Annotated in this window: 15 protein-coding genes; 5 read left to right on the forward strand and 10 right to left on the reverse strand. The window is 70.7% G+C overall.

The window, feature by feature from the left end; translation table 11 throughout:
* Nucleotides 1-65 precede the first annotated feature (65 nt).
* Nucleotides 66-1,937 (reverse strand): serine hydrolase, encoded by a 1,872-nt coding sequence (locus DSZ44_RS01755; protein ID WP_181424501.1) that lies wholly within the window; start codon nucleotides 1,935-1,937, stop codon nucleotides 66-68.
* A 175-nt stretch (nucleotides 1,938-2,112) separates the two neighbouring features.
* A complete protein-coding gene (locus tag DSZ44_RS01760) occupies nucleotides 2,113-2,598 on the reverse strand; it encodes a GNAT family N-acetyltransferase (protein WP_258369146.1) in 486 nt (161 codons plus the stop codon).
* A gap of 89 nt (nucleotides 2,599-2,687) precedes the next feature.
* Between DSZ44_RS01760 and DSZ44_RS01765 the strand changes: the two genes are divergently transcribed.
* Both DSZ44_RS01765 and DSZ44_RS01770 read left to right on the forward strand, forming a co-directional pair.
* The gene (locus tag DSZ44_RS01765; protein WP_110850856.1) at nucleotides 2,688-3,896 is read left to right on the forward strand and encodes a pyridoxal phosphate-dependent aminotransferase; all 1,209 of its coding nucleotides are present in this window, start codon (nucleotides 2,688-2,690) and stop codon (nucleotides 3,894-3,896) included.
* A gap of 14 nt (nucleotides 3,897-3,910) precedes the next feature.
* Nucleotides 3,911-4,711, forward strand: coding sequence for an alpha/beta hydrolase (locus DSZ44_RS01770; RefSeq protein WP_110850857.1), 801 nt, complete (start codon nucleotides 3,911-3,913; stop codon nucleotides 4,709-4,711).
* 181 nt (nucleotides 4,712-4,892) lie between these two features.
* On the opposite strand, the gene DSZ44_RS01775 is transcribed toward DSZ44_RS01770, so the two are convergent.
* On the reverse strand, nucleotides 4,893-5,387 hold the full coding sequence (locus DSZ44_RS01775) for a hypothetical protein (RefSeq protein WP_110850858.1): 495 nt from the start codon (nucleotides 5,385-5,387) through the stop codon (nucleotides 4,893-4,895).
* A 68-nt stretch (nucleotides 5,388-5,455) separates the two neighbouring features.
* Nucleotides 5,456-6,640 carry a winged helix DNA-binding domain-containing protein gene (locus DSZ44_RS01780; protein ID WP_110850859.1) on the reverse strand — a complete coding sequence of 395 codons (1,185 nt, stop codon included), beginning with the start codon at nucleotides 6,638-6,640 and terminating at the stop codon, nucleotides 5,456-5,458.
* Between the two features lie 105 nt (nucleotides 6,641-6,745).
* Here DSZ44_RS01780 and DSZ44_RS01785 point away from each other — a divergent pair, with 105 nt between their 5' ends.
* Together DSZ44_RS01785 and DSZ44_RS01790 are read left to right on the forward strand one after the other, a co-directional pair.
* Nucleotides 6,746-7,183, forward strand: a complete 438-nt coding sequence (locus tag DSZ44_RS01785) for a nitroreductase family deazaflavin-dependent oxidoreductase (protein ID WP_110850860.1) — start codon at nucleotides 6,746-6,748, stop codon at nucleotides 7,181-7,183.
* Nucleotides 7,183-7,596 (forward strand): DoxX family protein, encoded by a 414-nt coding sequence (locus DSZ44_RS01790; RefSeq protein WP_110850861.1) that lies wholly within the window; start codon nucleotides 7,183-7,185, stop codon nucleotides 7,594-7,596. The genes DSZ44_RS01785 and DSZ44_RS01790 overlap by 1 nt, the downstream gene beginning before the upstream one ends.
* 88 nt (nucleotides 7,597-7,684) lie before the next feature.
* Here DSZ44_RS01790 and DSZ44_RS01795 read toward each other — a convergent pair whose 3' ends face one another.
* Entirely contained in the window at nucleotides 7,685-8,875 is a 1,191-nt protein-coding gene (locus tag DSZ44_RS01795) for an MFS transporter (protein ID WP_110850862.1), read from the reverse strand.
* 110 nt (nucleotides 8,876-8,985) lie between these two features.
* Here DSZ44_RS01795 and DSZ44_RS01800 point away from each other — a divergent pair, with 110 nt between their 5' ends.
* Nucleotides 8,986-10,629: an SLC13 family permease gene (locus DSZ44_RS01800; protein WP_110850863.1), complete on the forward strand. Its 1,644-nt coding sequence runs from the start codon at nucleotides 8,986-8,988 to the stop codon at nucleotides 10,627-10,629.
* Between the two features lie 78 nt (nucleotides 10,630-10,707).
* Here the strand turns inward: DSZ44_RS01800 and DSZ44_RS01805 are convergent, their stop codons facing one another.
* From DSZ44_RS01805 to DSZ44_RS01825, 5 genes are all read right to left on the reverse strand, one after another.
* On the reverse strand, nucleotides 10,708-15,276 hold the full coding sequence (locus DSZ44_RS01805; protein ID WP_110850864.1) for a 3-keto-alpha-glucoside-1,2-lyase-like domain-containing protein: 4,569 nt from the start codon (nucleotides 15,274-15,276) through the stop codon (nucleotides 10,708-10,710).
* 133 nt (nucleotides 15,277-15,409) lie between these two features.
* On the reverse strand, nucleotides 15,410-16,612 hold the full coding sequence (locus DSZ44_RS01810; protein ID WP_110850865.1) for a Gfo/Idh/MocA family protein: 1,203 nt from the start codon (nucleotides 16,610-16,612) through the stop codon (nucleotides 15,410-15,412).
* A 114-nt stretch (nucleotides 16,613-16,726) separates the two neighbouring features.
* Nucleotides 16,727-17,719 carry an ABC transporter permease gene (locus tag DSZ44_RS01815; RefSeq protein ID WP_110850866.1) on the reverse strand — a complete coding sequence of 331 codons (993 nt, stop codon included), beginning with the start codon at nucleotides 17,717-17,719 and terminating at the stop codon, nucleotides 16,727-16,729.
* Nucleotides 17,716-18,708: an ABC transporter permease gene (locus DSZ44_RS01820; RefSeq protein ID WP_110850867.1), complete on the reverse strand. Its 993-nt coding sequence runs from the start codon at nucleotides 18,706-18,708 to the stop codon at nucleotides 17,716-17,718. The genes DSZ44_RS01815 and DSZ44_RS01820 overlap by 4 nt, the downstream gene beginning before the upstream one ends.
* A complete protein-coding gene (locus DSZ44_RS01825; RefSeq protein ID WP_110850868.1) occupies nucleotides 18,705-20,192 on the reverse strand; it encodes a sugar ABC transporter ATP-binding protein in 1,488 nt (495 codons plus the stop codon). The genes DSZ44_RS01820 and DSZ44_RS01825 overlap by 4 nt, the downstream gene beginning before the upstream one ends.
* Nucleotides 20,193-20,211 lie beyond the last annotated feature (19 nt).

The raw sequence follows: 20,211 nt of genomic DNA on the forward strand, positions 1-20,211 counted from the left end.
GGGCACACCGGGGCGGGGAGGCCCCCCTCGACGCCTCCCCGCCCCGGTGCTGTCCCAGGGCCGGGCTACTCCGCGATCGCACCCTTCCGGCGGGCGACGGCCGTCACCGCGATGCCGGCGAGCAGGGTGGCCAGTGCGCCGGCGAGCACGGCCGTCGAGACGCCGGTGGTCGGCAGGGTGCCGCCGCCGGCGGTCGGACCTTCGCCGGTGCCGCCGCCGGGCACCTCGCCGTCGTCGGGTGCCGTCGTCGGCTGCTGCGTGGGAGGCGTGTCGGTCGGGGCGTCCGTCGGCTGCTCCCCGTCCATGGTCGCGAGGGCGTCGAGGTAGTCGTAGACCGCGAGCCCGATCTCCTGGACGATCGGGTTGCCGATCTCCTGGGTCTCGTCGAAGCCGCCCGAGTTCGTCACCTCGGTGAGCACGACGACGGCGGCCTCGTGACCGGGCACGAGGAAGTAGCCGACGTCGTGGGTTACGTTGCCGGTCTCCCCGGTCTTGTGGGCCACGGGCGCGTCGTTCAGCACGGCGCCGAACTTCGTGTCGACCTCCTGGTCACTCATCCACGTGAGGATCTGCTCGCGGGACTCCTCGCCCAGCAGCTCGTCCCCGTACATCGCCTCGAGCAGCGCGAGGGTGTCGCCGACGTCCAGCACGTTGGCCGGCTCGTCGATGAGCTCCCCGGGGAACATCTGCCGGTTGAAGCGCATGACGTCCAGGCCGAGGTCGTCGATGAGCTCCTGCGTCGTCGGCAGGCCGATGTGGTAGAGCAGCACGTTCGTCGCCGTGTTGTCACTCTCCACGACCATGCGCCGCACGAGCTCGCGCACCGTCGTCGTGAACGGCATCTCCTCGTCCTGGAAGCTGCCCGACCCGCCGACCACCATGTACGGCGAGATCGTCACCGGCGCGTCGAGGTGGAGCAGGTCGCGCTCCGTCTGCCGCATGACGGCGGCGAGCAGCGAGAGCTTGATGACGCTCGCCGGGTTGTACGGCTCCTGCGACCCCAGCAGGACCCGGTCGCCGTCCGCGGTGAGGTCGCTGAAGCCCACGGACACGCGGACGTCCTGCGCCGCTGCCCTGTCGATGTAGGGCTGGACGATCGCCTCGACGTCGGCCGTGACGTCCCCGGTGAGGCGCGCGAAGTCGTAGACGACCCGGGCGGTCTCCTGGACGAAGACGTCGGCCTCGGCGCGCGGCAGGTCGGTGAACGACGTCGTCGTGGTGAACGCGAGCTCCCGTCCGGGCAGCAGGACGATACCGGAGTCGTGGGACACGTCGGCGAGCTCACCGGTCTTGTTCGCGAGGTGGGCGCGCGGGATGACGGCACCGAACTTCGTGTCGACGAGCTGGCCCCGCATGAGGTCGATGATGTGCTCGCTGGACTCCGCGCTGAGGATCTCTCCCTCCCACAGGAGTGTGACGAGCTCGGTGACCTCCTCGGCGGAGATGTAGTTCTCCTGGAGGGGAGGGGAGGCCGGGTGGATCATCTTGCGGCCGAGGTACAGGTCCTCGAACCCGAGCGCCTCGACGTAGTCGTTGACGGCGTCGAAGCCGCCGGCCAGATCGATGAGGACGTTGGTGGCGGTGTTGTCGCTGACCTGGACCATGAGCTCCATGAGCTCGGCGACGGTGATGTCGAGTGGGAACTGCCCGTCCTTGAGCGTGCCGGAGCCGCCGACGATGTTGGGGTCACCGGCCGGGATCGTCACGGTCTGGTCGAGGTCGAGCTCGCCGGCGTCCACGTCGGCCATGAGCGTGGCGAGCAGCGGGAGCTTGATGATGCTCGCCGCCTTGACCCGCTCGTCCTCACCGGCGATCAGCGTCGCGCCGTCGAACCCGCCCGCGAGGTCGGTGACGGCGACGCTCAGCGTGACCCCTGACTCGGCGGCGTCGGCGACGACGGCGTCCAGCCGGCTCTCGAGCCCGTCCCAGGTCTGCAACGGCTCCGCTGATGCGGTTGCTGCTCCGGCGAGCACAAGAGCGGCTCCGACCGACGTCGCCACCAGCCCCCGTGTCGCTCGGCGTGATCCTGTGCGCATGCGCAAGGTCCTTTCCTCGTCGTGGGTGAGTACGAGGGAGTGAAGTCGAGCGACGTTGCCGGGGTGTTGCGACCTGTTAACTCCGTGTCACTTCGGGCGCGGGCCTCAGCTGCAACGTCATGAAGGTGCTCAGCGGGTCGGGCGCGTAGTCGCCGAAGGGCCCGGTCTCGAGAAAACCGTGGCGCGCGTAGAGCCGGCGCGCGGAGGCGAAGTAGTCCATCGAGCCGGTCTCGAGGTGCACGCTCGTGCAGCCGCGCTCGCGGGCGACGCCGAGCAGGTGGGCCAGCATCGCGGACCCGACGCCGCGGCCGCGGGCTGCCGTCACGGTCCGCATCGTCTTGAGCTCGGCGGCTCCCTCTCCGAGCCGCTTGATGGCGCCGCAGCCGAGCAGGGCGCCGTCGTCGTCGCGCGCGGTGAAGAACGTGACGTCCGCGCCGCGAAGACCCTCGTCGGTGAGCGCGTGCACGCTCTCCGGGGGTGAGGTGGCGTACATGTCCTGCAGGTGCTCGCGCAGCAGCGCCGCGACGTCCTGCGTGTCCAGGTTCCCGGGTTCGATCCGCACGGGAGCACCGTAGGACCTCGCGGTTTCGGTCGCGTTTCGCGCCGCCCCACCGGTGCGGTTGCCCGCCCCGCACGGTGTAGACAGGGAGCATGCCTCACCCGTCCCGCCGCTCCTCCGTCGCGCCGTTCCAGGTCATGTCGATCCTCGACCGCGTCGCCCAGCTGCGCGCCCAGGGCCGCGACGCCATCTCGCTGTGCGCGGGGGAGCCGTCCGGTGGTGCGCCGCGGCAGGTGCGCGAGCTCGCGACGAGCACGCACGCAGGCGACCAGGCGCTCGGGTACACCAGCGCGCTGGGCCTATGGGAGCTGCGCGAGGCGATCGCCGGGCACTACGGCCGCTGGTACGGGCTGGACGTGCCGGCCGAGCGGGTCGCCGTCACCACCGGGTCCTCGGGTGCGTTCATGCTCACCTTCCTCGCCGCGTTCGACCCGGGCGACGTCGTCGTCCTCGCGCGACCCGGCTACCCCGCCTACCGCAACATCCTCGACACGCTCGGCTGCCGGGTGGTGGAGGTCGACTGCGGGGCGGAGGTCGGCTTCCAGCCCACCCCCGAGCTGCTCGACGGCGTGCTCGCCGAGCACGGCAGCGTCGCAGGGCTCGTCATCGCCTCACCCGCCAACCCGACCGGCACGATGATCGACCGGGAGCGGATGGCGGCGCTCGCCGCCTGGTGCGCCGAGCACGACGTGCGCCTGGTGAGCGACGAGATCTACCACGGCATCACCTACCCGACCGACCCCGCCGCCCCCGACGCGCGCGGGGTGTGCGCGTGGGACGTGCCGGGTGCGGAGTCCGCCGTCGTCGTCTCCTCGTTCTCCAAGTACTGGGGGATGACGGGGTGGCGGCTCGGGTGGGCGCTGCTGCCCGAGGACCTGTCCGGCGCCGTCGACGCGCTCGCCGGGAACGTCGCCCTGTGCCCGCCCGCGCCGGCCCAGTACGCCGCGCTCGGCGCGTTCTCCGACGCCACCTACGCCGACGCCGACGCACGCGTCGCCGACCTCGCCCGCACCCGCGCCGTCCTGCTCGACGACGTGCCCCACCTCGGGTGGGGGCCCGTCGCGCCCGCGGACGGGGCGTTCTACCTCTACGCGGGGCTGGGGGAGCGGCTGGGCTCCTACGCGTCGTCGGTCGAGTGGTGCGAGGCGTTGCTCGAGCAGGAGGGCGTTGCCGTCGTGCCGGGCGTGGACTTCGACGGCGCGCGCGGGCAGGAGTACGTGCGGCTGTCCTTCGCGGCGGGTGCCGAGGCGGTGCGGGAAGCGGTGCGGCGGATCGAGCGGTTCCAGGGATCGGTGAGCTGACGAGGAGGGTCCGGATGGACACGTGGACGTACGAGGGGCACGCCGGTGAGCTGGCGGCGCGGCGGTGGCCGGTCGACCAGCCGCGCTACGTCGCGGTGCTCTGTCACGGCTACGGCGAGCACATCGGGCGCTACGAGTGGGTGGCGCAGACGCTCAACGGGCACGGGGCGAGCGTGTACGGCGTCGACCACGCCGGTCACGGCCGCAGCGCTGGAGAGGGGGTGCTCATCCGCGACTTCGACGACGTCGTCGCTGACCTCCACCTGCTGGTGCAGGCCGCGGAGGAGGAGAACCCCGGCCTGCCCGTGGTGCTGGTGGGCCACTCGATGGGCGGGATGATCGCCGCCCGGTACGTGCAGCTGCACGGCGAGGAGCTCACCGCCGTGGTGCTGTCCGGCCCTGTGATCGGACGTTGGGCGACGGTCGACTCCCTGCTGGCGATGGAGGAGATCCCCTCCACCCCCATCGACCCGGCGACGCTCTCGCGTGACCCGGCCGTCGGTGCCGCCTACGCGGAGGACCCGCTCGTGTGGCACGGCGACTTCAAGCGACCGACCCTCGAGGCGCTGCAGGAGGCGATGCGGCGGATCGCGGCCGGCGGGTCCTTCGGGCAGCTGCCGGTGCTGTACCTCCACGGCGAGGACGACCAGCTCGTCCCGATCGGTGCGAGCCAGGCCGGGATCTCGGCAGTCCGAGGTGCACGCACGGAGGCGAAGGTCTACCCGGGGGCGCGGCACGAGATCTTCAACGAGACGAACAAGGACGAGGTTCTCGCCGACGTGCGGGAGTTCATCGACGGGGTGCTGGGGGTCTGACTCATTGTGGCCGACGGCGTAGGCGTGGCCTCTCGGACGTTCGGAGCGATATCCCGGGTACTCGCCAGTGAGCAGTGCGGTCCGCGAGCGATGACATCACCTGAGTCGGTGTTGCCAGCGACGCCGAGGCGGACACGCTCATTGCGCCCTACTGACAGATAGTCAGCGATCCGGTGCGAGCTTACGTCCGCTCCCCACCACCTATCTCCGATTTGCCACCAAGGACCGCGAAGGCGATGCCGAGTCCGATCACGGCTGCACCACCCACGGTGGTGGTCAACTTGTATGCGAAGGCTTTGTGTTCGGAGTCCTTGGCGGCTTCTTTGTCGATAATCTCGCCCAACATCGCCAGGATCCGAAACCGATCCTCTGATGTCAGTCCATCGCGATCCAGTTCCTGTCGGAGGATCGCGCGGTACTCGGCGAACGCGCGGTGGACCTTCTTCTGGCTCTTCCAATTGCTGGTGAGTGCGTTGGTGGCCTGCTCGTGAACGTCGCCTAGGGAGTCGAGCACAAGAGACTTGAAGTCGGGGAACTGGTCGATAATCTTGAGTGCTACGTCCGTGCTCATGTTCGGCATCTCGGACACGAAACTAAGAAACCTGTCCTTGGAGAGGTGCCTCCACGACTCAATACCGAGCTTCTCCTTAAGACCCTGTTCATCGAGTCCATTCATGGTCGCCCTCCCAGGTCTGCTGTGCTCGCATCACGAACCGCCACATCCGTTTGAGTCTACGGCTGAGCTCAGGGCAGCCGGCCCTGCTTCATGACGAGTGAGGAGTAGACGTTGCTGATCCGCACGCCGTCGAGCCAGGCGGTCAGCCGCGCTGCCTCGGCGTCGAGGGCGGACCGGGCCACGGTGCTGACGTCGCGGTGCAGGACCACCTTGACCACGCCGTCGTCGTCCTGGACCCAGGCGCCGACGATGCGGCCGTCCCACCACGCGGTGTTGCCGGCATTGCCGTTGGTGTCGAAGAGGTAGGGGGTGTCGTCAGGGTCGAGGTAGAAGCTGCGGCCCTTCCAGCCCATGGTCGTGGGGTCGAGGGTGGGCAGGAGCGCGGCCCACGGCTCGGGAGCGGCGACCGGCGCCTCGTCCTCGGGCAGCACCCAGCCGACCTGTCCGCCGTCGAGGCTGACCTCAACGGCGCCCACCGCGGCGAGGGCGGCGCGCGCCGCAGCTTTCGTGGAACCGAGCCACCACTGGACGTCCTCGACCGTGCCGGGGCCGAAGGTCGCGAGCCAGCGGCGGACGATCGCGGCGTAGCCGTCGTCCGCGGGCAGGGGAGTAGGTCGCTCACCGAGCCAGGACTCCATGAGCGTCCAGGTGGGGCGGCCGATGCGCCAGTGGCCGGCGTTGTGGGCGCGCACGATGCGGCCCTCGGCGCCGAGCATGGTGAGGACTCGTGGACCGATCTGGAAGGTGCCGCCGTACTTCTTGTCGAGGTCGGTGGTGAACCGCCCCGCCATCTCGGGGACCTGTTCGCGGATCTCGCGTGCCGGCAGCGGGCCGGACGTGGCGAGATGGGCGAGGACGGCGCTCGCGGCGGCGTCGCGCCAGGCGGCGCCGTCGTCGGCCACGGCGTACTTCTCCACGTCGCGGGCGATGACGCGGCGCTGCTCGGCGGCCGTGCGCGCGGAGGCGCTGCCGAGCGCCGCGGGGAGGAGGTCGCGCGGGAACACGAAGAGCGTGCGGCGCATCGCGAGCTGCTTGACGAGGCTGCGGTCCTCGTACAGGGCGTGGTCGACGGCGTCGGGTGCGACGCCCTCGGTGCGGGCGTGGACGGCGAGGTGCACGGTCGACGGCTCGGTGGCGTGGAGGACGGTCATCGCCCGGGTGGCGGCAACCGGGTCCGCCAGGCGGTGGGCCGGGTGCAGGGCGTGGCGGATCGCGAGCCGGCTCCGGCGCTCGGTGTCGTCGATGTGGCGCATCGGGGACCACTATGCCGGTCGGCTACGACATTGGGCGGCCGCGCTCCGCTGAGCGGGCCGGGGTCGCACTCTGCGAGTCCCGCGGCCCTCGTGTAGACAGTTCTCATGCCACTTGAAGGTGAATACGCCCCCAGCCCCAGCGACCGCGCCCGCAAGCAGGCCGAGCTGTACGAGATGTCCAACGGTCAGGAGGGGAACACCCTGGGCGGGCGTCCCGTCGTCATCCTCACCAGCGTCGGTGCCAAGTCCGGCAAGCTGCGCAAGACACCGCTGATGCGGGTCGAGCACGAGGGACGTTACGCCGCCGTCGCCTCGCTGGGCGGCGCCCCCAAGCACCCGGTCTGGTACTTCAACGTGGTGGCCAACCCGCACGTCGAGCTGCAGGACGGCGCGGAGAAGTGGGACATGCAGGCCCGCGAGGTCACCGGCGCGGAGAAGGAGGAGTGGTGGGCCCGTTGCGTCGAGGCCTTCCCGCCCTACGCCGAGTACCAGGAGAAGACCGACCGCGAGATCCCGGTCTTCGTCCTCGAGCGGACGGTCTGATGTCGAGGTTGCGCACCGTCGCACGGGTCGCCCTCGGCGTCGCCATGGTCGGCGCCGGGGTGGGCCACCTGACCGTGCAGCGCGAGGAGTTCCAGGCGCAAGTCCCGAACTGGTTCCCGCTCGACAAGGACCTCACGGTCCTCGCCTCGGGCGTCGTGGAGATCGCGCTCGGCTCGGCGTTCGTCGCGCTGCCCCGGCACAAGCGGGTGATCGGGGCGGTCCTCGCCCTGTTCTTCGTCGTCATCTTCCCGGGGAACGTCGCCCAGTACCTCGAAGGCAAGGACGGCTTCGGGCTCGACACCGACGAGAAGCGCCTTGGCCGGCTGTTCTTCCAGCCGGTCCTCATCCTCTGGGCGCTCTACGGCGGCGGCCACCTCCGCCGCCGCAAGAAGACGGAGCTCACCGGCTCCTGACGGCCGCCATCCGAGGCAAGGGGAGACGTGTGCGCAAGACGTTCAGCTGATTCACGACGTGAATCAGCTGAACGTCTCGCGCACACGGTCACCTTCTGCGACCTCCTCCCCGCGGCAGGCCCAGCGCCACGGCGCCCGCCACAGCGATGAGCGCGACCGCTGCCACGGTCGTCCCGCCCCACGCGCCCGCCTCCCACGCCTGGCCCAGCAGCACCCCGCCCACCGACGAGCCCGCGTAGTACGCCAGCGTGTAGCTGCCCGAGCCGTCCGAGGGCCGCGGGCTCAACCGCGCCGACGCCGCGGACGCCACCGCGTGCACCATGAAGAAGCCCGCCGCCACCACCGCGAGCCCCACCCACACGAGGACGAGGGAGTCGGGCACGGTGAGCGCCACCCCGGCCGCGCACGCCGTCAACCCCGTCAACGCCGTCGCCCGCAGGCCGACGCGCCGCTCCAGCCGTCCGGCGAGCGACGACGTCGCCGTCCCCGCGAGGTAGGTGAGGTAGAACATCGAGCCGAGCCCCGTGCCGAGGAGGAACGGCGGCGCATGGGTGCGGTAGGCGATGACGTTGTAGATGCCCACGAACATCGCCATCCCGAGCCCGCCGAGCAGGTAGACGCGGAGCCGGGCAGCTCGGGCGCCGTCGGTCTCCGTGCGCCGCGCGTCCGTGGCGACGACGCCGGGGGAGCGGCGCGGGAGAAGCAGGGCAGCCGCCGCCGTCAGGGCCGCGCCCGCGAGCGCGACGACGAGCATCGCGGTGCGCCACGTCGTCACGTCCGCGACGATCCCGCCCACCACGCGCCCGCCCATCCCGCCGACCGTCGTGCCGGCGATGTAGAGCCCGGCCACCCGCGTCACCCAGCCGGGCGCGACGTTCTCCGCCACCCAGGCCAGCGCGGCGGCCGGCACCGCTGCCATCGCGGCCCCCTGGACGGCGCGGGCGAGGAGCATGAGCGCGAAGGTGGGTGCGAGCGCGGCCACGACCCCGGCGACGACGGCGCCCGCAAGTCCCAGCACCATCGTCCGTCCCCGGCCCGTGCGCTCCGACAGCCGCGCCAGCGGCAGGACGGCGACGGCGATCCCCAGCGTGGACGCCGACACGAGGAGGCTCGCGCGGGTCGCGCCCACGTCGAGCTCGGCGGAGACGAGCGGCAGCAGCGGCTGCACCACGTAGACCATCGCGAAGGCGGCCACGCCCGTGGCGCCGAGGGCGAGCAGCGCCCTGCGGTACTGCGGGTCCTGCGGACGCAGACCCACGGCGGGCTGCGCGGCGGGCATCGGCCCACTGTAGGCGCGGGTGCCACGGCCCGCGCCCGCGTGGCCCCCGCGCCGGTGTCGGCGGGAGGAACTAGCGTGTGACCGAGGACACACTGACAAGGGGGCCGGTCATGACCCAGCGACCCGTTCCGGGTGACCACCTGCGGGACTACTCCCCACGGCCACGCGGCGGCGACGACGAGGACAACCGCTCACCGGGCGAGCGCACCGAGCCGCTCAAGCGCACCACCTGGCGCAACCGACTCCTCGGCCTGGCGGCCGGGCTCGGCGGCGGGCTCCTCGTCTTCCTCCTGCTCCCGGGCGACCTCGCCGTCTCCGCGCGGGTCACCGCGGCCACCGCCGTCCTCATGGGCCTGTGGTGGATGACCGAGGCCATCCCCATCCCGGCCACCGCCCTCGTCCCGCTCGTCGTCTTCCCGATCTTCAACGAGACGACGGCGGAGGACGGCACCACGAGCCCGGTCACCGTGGACCAGGTGGGTGCCTCCTACGGCAACAACATCATCTTCCTGTTCATGGGCGGCTTCCTCCTCGCCCTGGCCATGCAGCGGTGGAACCTGCACCGGCGCATCGCCCTCGTCACCGTGCGCGCCATGGGGACGAGCCCGTCCATGGTCGTGGCCGGGTTCATGGTCGCCACCGCGTTCCTCTCGATGTGGGTGTCCAACACCGCCACCGCCGTCATGATGCTGCCCATCGGTGTCTCGGTGCTCCTGCTCGTGGCCAGGCTCAAGGACGAGGTCCCGGCGGGCGCGCCGGGCGGGGAGGGGGAGACCGACCTGCAGTCCGAGGAGGTCAAGGAGCACGTCATCGAGTCGACGTTCGGCACCGCGCTCATGCTCGGCATCGCCTACGCCGCCTCCATCGGCTCGCTCTCCACGATCATCGGCACGCCGCCCAACACGCTCCTCGTCGGCTACCTCGCCGACAACCACGACATCCGGATCGGCTTCGGCCAGTGGATGCTCGTCGGCCTGCCCCTCGCGGTGGTCTTCCTCGTCATCTGCTGGTTCCTCCTCACCAAGGTGCTGTTCAAGCCGGAGATCAGCGAGATCCCCGGCGGACGCGACCTCATGAACGACGAGCTCGCCAAGCTCGGCCCGATGTCGAGCGGGGAGAAGCGGGTGCTGGCGCTGTTCGTCCTCGCCGCCGTCTCGTGGGTGGCGATCCCCCTCATCTTCGACGAGCCCTTCATCTCCGACGCCGGCATCGCGATGGCCGTTGGCCTGCTGCTGTTCCTCAGCCCGTCCGGCAGCGGCCGTGGCGTGCGGCTCCTCGACTGGGACAGCGCCGTCAAGCTGCCGTGGGGGGTGCTCCTGCTCTTCGGCGGCGGGCTGGCGCTGTCCTCGCAGTTCGGCGCCAGCGGTCTGACGGGGTGGATCGGTGAGCAGGCGGAGGCGCTGGGTGGGGCGCCGGTGATCCTCGTCGTCGTCGTGCTCGTGGCGCTCGTCATCTTCCTCACCGAGCTCACCTCCAACACGGCGACGGCGGCGACCTTCCTCCCGGTGGTCGGTGGCCTGGCCATCGGGATCGGCATGCCCGTCACCCTCGCGACGATCCCCGTGGCGATCGCCGCGACCTGCGCGTTCATGCTCCCGGTCGCGACCCCGCCGAACGCCATCGCCTTCGGCTCCGGGTACGTGACGATCCCACAGATGCTCCGGGGAGGGATCTGGCTCAACCTCATCGGCGTCGTCCTCATCACCGCCACCGCGATGACCCTGGCGGTGTGGGTGTTCGGCATCGTGTACTGAGGCGCGGACGGCAGCGGGCAGCGAAGAGCCTCCGGGGGTGACCGGTACGCCGGCCACCACCCGGAGGCTCTCCTCACCTCAGCGGATGCTGTGCAGGGTCACCGCCTGCCGGCTCGTGACCCGCCCGACATCGCTGCGGGCAGCAGCCCGCACGATCGCGTCCCGCTCACGCGCGGTGAGGACGCCGTCGGCCTTCAGGCCGGCGGCCACGTCGCCGACGTGCCGGACGAACGCGCCGGAGCTCGCCCACCCGTCACCGTCGTCGATGAGGTCGTTCACCGTGCAGCCGTCCTCGAGCTCGTAGTTCGGAACACGGCTGTCGACGCCGCCGACCACCACGGTCTCCCGGGTGTCGGCGTCGGGGCACTCGCTCGGCTCCTCACCGGCGATGGTGAACTCGACCGTCTCCCAGTCCGCCACGTTGCCGGCGACGTCGGAGGAGCGGAACTCGACCGCGTACTCGCCCTCCGCGGTGAAGCTCAGCGGACCGTTGTAGGTGCTGTGCTCCTCCTCGCCGGCGAGCCGCCAGTGCGTCTGCGCGACGCCGGACGTGGTGTCCTCCGCGGCCAGGCCCACGGTGACCTCGCCGGTGTAGGCGTCACCGCTCTGCTCCCCCTCGAGGCTCGCCTCGGTGACCGCGGGCGTCTGGTCGATGAGGAACTCGATCTCCGAGATCCCCGTCTCCGTCCCGCCCGAGCCCTCGGCCGGCGTGACCTCGAACGTCGCGACCATGCCGCGCCACGTCGTCGGGTCGTCCGGGTCCATGAGCGCCGAGTGCGGGGTGCAGTACACGTAGAACGTCCCCGCCTCGGTCGCCTCGAAGTAGAACGGGTCGTCCTCCCAGTCCGAGGCCTCCGGACGGGACGCCAGCACGTTGGCCTCGTCGTCGGTGACGACGACGTCGTGCGGGTAGCCCGGCACGTACTGGAACTTGATCGTGTCGCCCTGCGTGACGGAGAACTCCGTCTCGCTGAAGCCGAACCCTCCGGTCCCGACGCCGATCTCCTTCTCGCTCGGTTCACCGCCGCCGCCGTCGAGCACGGCGCGGTAGTCGATGTTGTGGACGCCGTCCTCGTCGAAGGTGACCGGTTCGGTCCACGTCCGCCACTGGGACTCGTCGGTGCGCGGGCGCCACTGCAGCTCGGCGTCCGGGTCGTTCGACTCCAGGGTGAGCGTGACGGGGGAGACGTACCACGGCGGGTTGCCGTCGGGGTCTGCCGGGTCCAGCGACGTCTCGACGGTCAGCTCCGGCGTCTCGGTGAGGTCCTTGATCCAGACGTTGCGGAACTCCACCGACTCCCCGGCCGCCTGGCCGGAGGAGTGGTTCTGCAGCCCGACGAAGCCCTCGAGGCCGCGGCTGCCGTCCCCGGTGTAGGTGGCGACCTCCACCCCGTTGACGGTCACCCGGTAGTCCTGGCCGACGGCCTCGACCTCCATGGTGTTCCACTCACCGACCGGGTTGGTGGCGAGCGGGTCGGCCCCGGCGAAGGTGTAGACCGCGCCGGTCCGCCCCTCGGGGTTGTCGGTGGCCTCGTAGATCTGGATCTCGTAGCCCTCGTCCACCGGCTTCCACGGGTCGCCCTGCGGGTCGGGGAAGCGGACGAACACCCCGGAGTTGTCGGCGGGGTCCTGCACGCGGAAGTCCACGCGCATCGAGAAGTCCTCGTAGGTCTGCTCGTCGTACCAGAGCAGGCCCATGCCGCCGTGCGGCTGGAGCAGGCCGCAGTCGCTCACCTCGAAACCTCCGGGGCCCGCCTGCGTCCACCCCTCGAGGCTCTCGCCGTCGAAGAGCGAGACGTAGCCCTCGGGCGGCGTCTGCGCGTCCGGGCAGGTGTCCTCGCCCAGCTCCTCCACCCAGATGTCCCGGAAGAACACGTTGTCCTGGACCCGGTTGTTCTGGATGCCGATGTAGCCCGAGGAGAGGTCACGGCCCAGGTCACCCGGGTCCTCGTACTCGTTGACCAGGACGTCGTTGATCCACACCTTGACCATCGGGTCGTCGACCTCGATGACCATCTCATTCCACTCACCCGCCACCGTCGGGAAGGACGTGGGCGCCTGGTAGGTGTAGATCGATCCGGTCTTCGAGCTGTCCGCGGCGTTCGGGCTGCCGCCGGTGTCGTCGATGTTGATCTCGTAGCCCTGACGCACCGCCACCCACGGGTCGTCACCCGGGTCCGGGAACCCGAAGAAGACACCGGAGTTGTCGGCCTCGGTCACGGCCTTGTAGTCGACGTGCAGCCGGTAGGACTCGAACTCCTCCTCGAACCACAGCATGCCCAGGCCCGCGGGGTCACCGACGGTCTCCAGGGCGCAGGTGCCCTCACGGTCCTCGTCCGGGACGACGGCGAACCCGCCGGGTCCCGCCTGGCGCCAGCCGTCCAGGGTCGAGCCGTCCCACAGCACGCGGTGGCCCGCGTCCGGCTCCGGAGCCGCGCACACCGGCTCACCGGGGTCGGCCGTCTGGCACAGCGTGAAGTCACGGAACGTCGCGGTGAGCGGCTCGGCGATCTCGTCCGGTCCGTGCACGGCGAAGAAGCCGAGCTGCGGCGCGTCGTAGCTCGAGACCGGTGCGGGTCGTCCGGCGTTCACCCACGTGCTGCCGTCGTGGGAGTACGCGGCGGCGACGTTCTCGCCGTCGCTCGTCAGGCGCAGTGTGATGGTGCTGGGCGCGTTGTAGACCGTGGGGTTGTCGACCCCGCCCTGGTACCGGATCTCTCCGTCCTGGTGGTAGAGGTACTCGAACCGGCCGTCGGCGCTGGAGCCGTAGGACGGGAAGTACGCGAGCTTGGTGAAGTTCTCGTCGTCGTCGTAGATGATGAAGCCGGCCTGGTCGTGGTTGACCGGGTCGTCCGGCATGTCGATGGTCACCTCCGAGACCCAGCGCCCCTCGGGCATCTCGGTGAGGACGAGGTTCTGGGCGTCGGTGACGATGTTGCCGCTGAGGTGGTTGCTGATCATGTCGCCCTGGAGCATGTCGATCTCCAGTGCGCCGTCGACCTGCCGGTAGCCGTCGGGGTTCTCCCGCACGATGGTCGACCACCGCTCACGGTCCAGCTCGGTGCCCTCGAAGCCGTCGGCCACGCACTGCCCGGGCTCGGGCTCCTCGTCGCCCCCGACGTAGTCGACCCGGTAGAGCGCCTGGTTGGAGCTGTCACCGAAGCCGCCGCCCTCCAGCACGTACAGCGAGCCGTCCGGCCCGAACTGGCCGTCCATGAGGTTCGCCCAGTACTCCCCGGGCATGAAGTCGTCGATGGCGGCGATGTCCTCGTTCTCGTCGAGCTCGGCGGTCTTGATGTGACCGCGGTGGTAGTCGAGGAGGAACCAGCGCCCGTCGTAGTGCTCGGGGAACTTCGTGTCCGAGTCGAGGTTCTCGTCGTAGCGGTAGACCGGCCCGGACATCGGGCCGCCCGCCCCCGAGCCCATGTTGAGGAAGGGCTCGGGGATGGGGTCGACCACGCCGTCGGGCATGCCCACCCACGTCTCGGGCCAGTTCGCCCAGCTCCGCGGGTAGTAGATGGTCGCGGGCTTGACCGGCGGCAGCTTCTCGAGCCCGGTGTTGTTCGGTGAGTCGTTCACCGGACCGTTCTCACAGTCGTAGAAGTCGCCGAGGGGCTCGTTGGTGACGTAGTCCCAGGGACGGTAGGGGAAGTTGTTGCCGATGCAGAACGGGTACCCGAAGTTCGCCGGCTCGGAGGTGACCATGTACTGGTCGAAGCCCCACGGGCCGCGCTCGGTCCACTCACCCAGCCGGTCGGGGCCGTAGTTGCCGATGTGGAGCCGGTCGGTGGCCGGGTCGATGGAGATGCGGAAGGGGTTGCGGAACCCCATCGCGTAGATCTCCGGCCGCGTCAGCTCGCCGTCGTACTCGTCGGCCGGGAAGAGGTTGTCCTCCGGGACCGTGTACGTGCCGTCGGGCTGCGGCGTGATCCGCAGGATCTTGCCGCGCAGGTCGTTGGTGTTGCCCGAGGTGCGCCGGTCGTCGTTGTACCAGTGCGTGGGGCGCGAGTCGATCGGCGAGTACTGGCTGTTGAGGTCGGGTGTGCCCTCGTCACCGGTGCTGAGGTACAGGTTCCCGGCCGAGTCGAAGTCGATGTCGCCGCCGAGGTGGCAGCAGTTCGTCTTCTGGTAGGGCACCGTGAGCAGCACGCTCTCCGAGGCGACGTCGATCGTGTCTCCGTCGGTGTCGAACCGGGCGAGGACGTTGTGGTCCTCCTCCCGGCTCGTGTAGAAGGCGTACACCCACCCGTTGTCCTCGAACTGCGGGTCCAGCGCGAGGCCGAGGAGCCCGCCTTCCTGGTTCTTCGAGCCCTCGATGTCCGGGCGAGAGGGCAGCGGGTGGTCGTCGAAGACGCTGAGCTCTGCGGCGACCGTCACCTCCTCCGTGCCCGGGTCGTAGACGCGGACGACGCCGTCGCGGCTGGTCGTGAAGACCCGGCCGTCCGGGGCGATGTCCATCGTCATCGGTTGCGGCACGGACGCGACCCGCACCTTTTCGAACTCGTCCGCCGCGGACGCCTCGGCGAACGACGCTGGTGCTGCGCCGTCGTCCGGCGCCTCGGTCGGTTGTGCGCCGACCGGTGTGCTCACCAGCAACGACATGAGCAACGGAAATGACAACATTCCGGCTATGGAACGCTTACTCATGACCCCTCCACTCTGAGTAGGCAGAACTGAGCAACCCCCCGTGCGAGGGGTCACCGAAGCACGCGACGAGGACGTCGCGCGGGTGTGGCCGGTGAGCCCGGTGATGTGCAGGCCCGGCCGGCGGGCTGGTTCCTCAGCTGGGCTGGGCGACCAGCTCCCGGATCTCCCCCGTCTCGCGGTCCTGGAACAGGACCTTGCTGCGCCCGTCGGGCAGGAGCTCCCGCTTGATGACCGGGTGGCCGTCGTGGAGCTCGGGGTTCTTGGTGATGCGCGGGGTCGTGCCGCCGCGCCAGTCCGCGATGTCCACCGGGTGCCACGCGCCGCGCTCGGCGGAGGCGTAGCAGGCGTCGATGATCGCGTTGACGATGTAGCCGTCGTAGAACGTCTCCTGCGGTGCCCGGCCGGTGTCCATCGCCTCGAACATGTCGGTGAACATGTCGAGGTAGCCGAGCTCGGTCACCTCGTCGGCGACGGGGAACAGCCAGCCGCTCGCCGACTCGGCCTTCTCCGCCACGTACCCGTCGGCCGCGCCGCTCGTGTACATGTCGAAGCCCGTCCGCAGGAAGTGGTTGAGCCAGATCGTGCCCTCGGTCCCGGCCACCTCGTCACGCAGGTCGAGCCCGCCGCGGAAGGCCCAGGACACCTCGAACTGGCCGACGGCGCCGGACTCGAAGCGGATCAGCGCGATGGCGTGGTCGTCCGCGGTGATGGGGTGGACCAGGGTGTCCTTCCAGCAGAAGACCTCCACCGGACGGTTGCCCTTGCCGACGAAGTTGCGGCACACGGCGATGCAGTGGCAGCCGAGGTCGACGATGACACCGCCGCCCGCCTTCTTCTCGTCCCAGAACCACGCGCTGTGCGGACCGGGGTGGGTCTCCCGGGACCGCACCCACAGGACGTCGCCGAGGGCGCCGTCCTGCACGGACCTCACCGCCGCGAGGGTCTTGGGCGTGTAGACCAGGTCCTCGAGGTAGCCGGCGAAGACGCCGTGCTCCTCGACGATGTCGAGCATGCGCTTGGCCTCGGCGGCGGTCCGGCCCAGCGGCTTGGTGCACAGGACGGCCTTGCCGTTCTCCGCTGCCAGGCGCACGGCCTCCTCGTGCATGTCGTTGGGCAGCCCGATGACCACCGTGTCGATGTCGGGGTCCGAGCAGGCCGCCGTCAGGGAGGTGGTGGACCGTGGGACCCCCCAGCGCTCCTTGAACGCGGCGCCGCGTTCCTCGCTGCGGGAGTAGATGAGCTCGACGGCGTCGCGGCCCCGTCCGCGGTTGAGCGCGGCGGTGTAGAAGTCACCGATGAGGCCGGTGCCGAGCATGGCGATGCGGTGTGCTGTCACTGCAGGTGAACCTTCCCTCGTTGAGAGGCTCCTGTGCGGAGCCGGTGTCGTCGGCGGGCCCGGAGGGCGCGCATGAGCTCGACCGGTCAGTGAATTCCCCCCTTCGATCCGTGATCAGTCGCTGCGCTGCCCGGAGACGGCGACGTAGACCCAGGCGAGACCGAGGACGATCACGCCGTAGACGATCTGCTGCACGGCCTGGCCCACGCCGAGCGTGAGGAGCAGGCGGTTGAGGACGGTGAGGACGAGCGCCCCGACGATGGTGCCGGCGTAGCCGCCGGACCCGCCGAGGATCGAGGTCCCGCCGATGACGGCCGCAGCGATGCTCGGCAGGAGGAAGGAGTTCGTCTGGCTCGGTCCCACCGAGCCGCTGCTTCCCGAGATGAGCAGCCCCGCGATCGCGGCGAGGACGCCGACGATGACGTACGTGGCGATGAGGACCTGCCACACCTTGACGCCGGACAGGCGGCACGCGACAGGGTTGTCCCCGACGGCGTAGATGTTGCGTCCCAGCCCCGTCCGCGACAGGCCGAGGAGGAGGACGACGGCGACGGCGGCCCACACGACGACGTTGAGCGGGATCGGCCCGACGAGGGTCCCGCCACCGACGGTGCTGAGGACGGGCAGCACCGATGCGGCGCCGGTGAGGAAGCCGCCGCTGGCCAGGCCCACCGACACGACACCGAGCAGGACGCTGGACATCCCGATCGTCATGATGAGCGGGTGGACCCGGAAGACGCCCACCCCGACCCCGTTGACGAAGCCGGCCACCGCACCGACGGTGAGCGCGAGGGCGATGGCCTGCAGCGGTCCGGCGCCGCTCTGGGTGGCGGCCACGTAGGCTGCGAAGTTGGCCACCATCGTCACCGACAGGTCGATGCCGCCCGTGAGGAAGGCGATCGTCTGCCCGGCCGCGAAGATCGCCAGCGGGCACGCGAGGAGCAGGATCGAGCGCAGCCCCCCGCTGGTGAAGAGGCTCGGGTCGAGCAGGCCGGTGACGAGGTAGAAGACGACGAACACGACGCCGAGCACGATGACCGGGCGGTCGGTGGTGAGGGTCCGGAGCCGGTGGCTGGGCGTCGGGGGAGCGGCGGTCGTGGTGCTCATCGGGTCCTCCTGCGGAGCTCGAGCAGGCCGCCGAGCATGACCACGCCGATGATGACCAGGCCCTCGATCAGCACGGCGACGTTCGGGTTGATCCCCATGCTCAGGAGGATCGGCGGGATGAGGGTGAGCACGAAGGCGGCCAGGACGGGCCCGAGCAGCTGGCCGCGTCCACCGGACAGGGCGACGCCACCGAGCACGACGGCGGCGACCGAGCCGAGGAGCGCGCCGAGAGCGATCGACTCCTGGGGGCTGCCGCTGCCGAGCAGCGCCGTCGTCACGAGGCCCGCGAGACCGGCGAAGACGCCGGAGACGACGTAGGCCTGCACCCGGGTGCGCTTGACGACGACGCCCGCGAGGAATGCCGCCTGGCGGTCGCTGCCGATCGCGTAGGTCGCGATGCCGGCGCGGCTGCGCCGGAAGGGCAGCCAGACGAGGCAGAGGATGGCGGTGAGCCAGAGCAGCGAGGGCCACGGGTTGGAGAAGCCGCCGACGATCAGCCGGGACAGCTCGGGGTTGGCCGCGCCGCCCGGCCCGCCGAGGATGAGCAGCGCCAGGCCGACGAAGGCGAAGTGCAGGGCGAGGGTGACGACGATGTCGGGCAGCCCGGAGACCGTGATGACCCAGCCCATGAGCCCCGAGAGCAGCGCGATCCCCACGACGGTGCCGAGTGCGACGGCGACGCTCGCGCCGAAGGACGCGTCCTCCATGAGCCACGCCGAGACACAGTTCGCGAGGACCATGAGCGCACCCACGGCGAGGTTGATGCCACCGGAGATGACGACCACCCCCTGCGCCAGGGCGAGCAGCGCGAGCATGAGGCTGCCGGCCGTCAGGGCGCGCAGCTCGAAGCCGCCGAAGTTCTCCACCTGGAGGTAGCGCACGAGGATCATCACGAGCAGGAGCACCCCGACGCCCACCACCCAGCCGTTCTGCTGGCGGAAGCGGGCCGCCCTGCTCGTGGGCTCGGGCGCCGTCGTCACCGTGGTCACGAGGTCCTCACCTCCGTCGCCTGGAGTCCGTGGGCGGCGTTGAGCATGGCTTCCTCCCCGGCGTCGGCGGCGAGCTCCGAAACGACGGTGCCGCGGTAGATCGCCAGGGCGCGGTCGCAGACGAGGTCGATCTCCCGCAGCTCGCTCGTGTACATGACGACGGCGGCGCCGGACTCGGCGACCTCGCGGACGAGCTCGTAGATCTGGCGCTTGGTGCCGATGTCGATCCCGCGGGTGGGGTCGAAGAGCAGAAGCGTGCCGAAGCCCTCGGCGAGCCAGCGCCCGATGGTGAGCTTCTGCTGGTTGCCCCCGGACAGGCGGCGCGCCTGCGCGGCGGCGCGCGTGTCGATGGACAGCCGGGCGATGGCGCCGTCGACCGCGCGGTTCTCCCTGGCCCGCGAGATCGGTCCCCACCGGGAGAAGCGGGCCCGTGACGGAAGGGCGATGTTCTCCCGGATGGAGCGCTTGGGCAGCAGGGCCGCGGACCGGTCCGCGGGGACGAGGGCCACGCCCTGGCGGATCGCGGCCGCCGGGTGGCGAGCGTCCAGAACCTTGCCGTCCACCCGGATCTCCCCGGAGCGGGGCCGCTGGTCCCCGGCGAGGACGTCGAACAGGGTGTCCTGCCCCTGCCCCTCGAGGGCCACGAGGCCGAGCACCTCACCCGGACGCACCGAGAAGCTCACGTCGTGGAGCATCGTGCCGGCGCTCAGCCCCTGGACCACGAGCCGGGGTTCGGACTGGGGTGCCTGGGCGCGGCCGCGGCGGTCCTCCGCCGACTCCTCGCCCATCTGCTCACCGAGCATGGACTGGACGATGCGCTTCTCCCGCCCCTCCTTGGGGGCGAAGCGTGCGACGTCGCCGCCGTCGCGGAACACCGTGCACATGTCGCAGTGCTCGATGACCTCCTCCAGGCGGTGGGAGATGAACAGGACGGAGCCGCCGCCGCGGGTCTGCTCGGCCATGACCGTGAAGACCTTCTCGCTGAGGTCCGCGGGCAGGGCCGCGGTGATCTCGTCGAGGATGAGGAGCTTGGGCCGGTGGGCCAGCGCCCGGGCCAGGTCGAGCATCCGGAGGAAGGGCAGCGGGATGTCGCGCACCCGCTCACCGAGGTCCAGCCCACCGATCTCCAGCCGCGCGAGGTGCTCCTCGACGACGGCGGCGTCGGTGGCGGTGAGCCTGAGGTTGTGACGGACCGTGAGGTCCGGGATGAGCGCCGGGTCCTGGAAGACGGCGGCGATGCCCTGGGCGTAGCCGGCTGCGGGGGTCCGCAGGTCGACAGGGGCGCCGTCGAGGGTGACGGTGCCGCGGTCCCGGCGGATGACGCCCGTGAGCGTCTTGACGAAGGTGGACTTGCCGGCACCGTTCGCCCCCAGGAGGGCGTGGGACTCGCCGTGGCCGACGGTGAGGTCGGCGGACCTCAGGGCGAGGACACTGCCGTAGGACTTGGCCACCCCGCGGGCGGCCAGCAACGCATCAGCTGACATCGTGCTCCTCAGCTCAGGG

It is taken from the genome of Georgenia satyanarayanai, assembly GCF_900116375.1.
In the GTDB taxonomy this organism is placed as follows: Bacteria; Actinomycetota; Actinomycetes; order Actinomycetales; family Actinomycetaceae; genus Oceanitalea; species Oceanitalea nanhaiensis.

Coding starts and splice junctions, on each gene's coding strand:
- DSZ44_RS01780 (WP_110850859.1), bottom strand. CDS start 6,640: ATGCGCCACATCGACGACACCGAGCGCCGGAGCCGGCTCGCGATCCGC.
- DSZ44_RS01790 (WP_110850861.1), top strand. CDS start 7,183: ATGTCGAGGTTGCGCACCGTCGCACGGGTCGCCCTCGGCGTCGCCATG.
- DSZ44_RS01800 (WP_110850863.1), top strand. CDS start 8,986: ATGACCCAGCGACCCGTTCCGGGTGACCACCTGCGGGACTACTCCCCA.
- DSZ44_RS01785 (WP_110850860.1), top strand. CDS start 6,746: ATGCCACTTGAAGGTGAATACGCCCCCAGCCCCAGCGACCGCGCCCGC.
- DSZ44_RS01765 (WP_110850856.1), top strand. CDS start 2,688: ATGCCTCACCCGTCCCGCCGCTCCTCCGTCGCGCCGTTCCAGGTCATG.
- DSZ44_RS01775 (WP_110850858.1), bottom strand. CDS start 5,387: ATGAATGGACTCGATGAACAGGGTCTTAAGGAGAAGCTCGGTATTGAG.
- DSZ44_RS01770 (WP_110850857.1), top strand. CDS start 3,911: ATGGACACGTGGACGTACGAGGGGCACGCCGGTGAGCTGGCGGCGCGG.
- DSZ44_RS01825 (WP_110850868.1), bottom strand. CDS start 20,192: ATGTCAGCTGATGCGTTGCTGGCCGCCCGCGGGGTGGCCAAGTCCTAC.
- DSZ44_RS01815 (WP_110850866.1), bottom strand. CDS start 17,719: ATGAGCACCACGACCGCCGCTCCCCCGACGCCCAGCCACCGGCTCCGG.
- DSZ44_RS01795 (WP_110850862.1), bottom strand. CDS start 8,875: ATGCCCGCCGCGCAGCCCGCCGTGGGTCTGCGTCCGCAGGACCCGCAG.
- DSZ44_RS01805 (WP_110850864.1), bottom strand. CDS start 15,276: ATGAGTAAGCGTTCCATAGCCGGAATGTTGTCATTTCCGTTGCTCATG.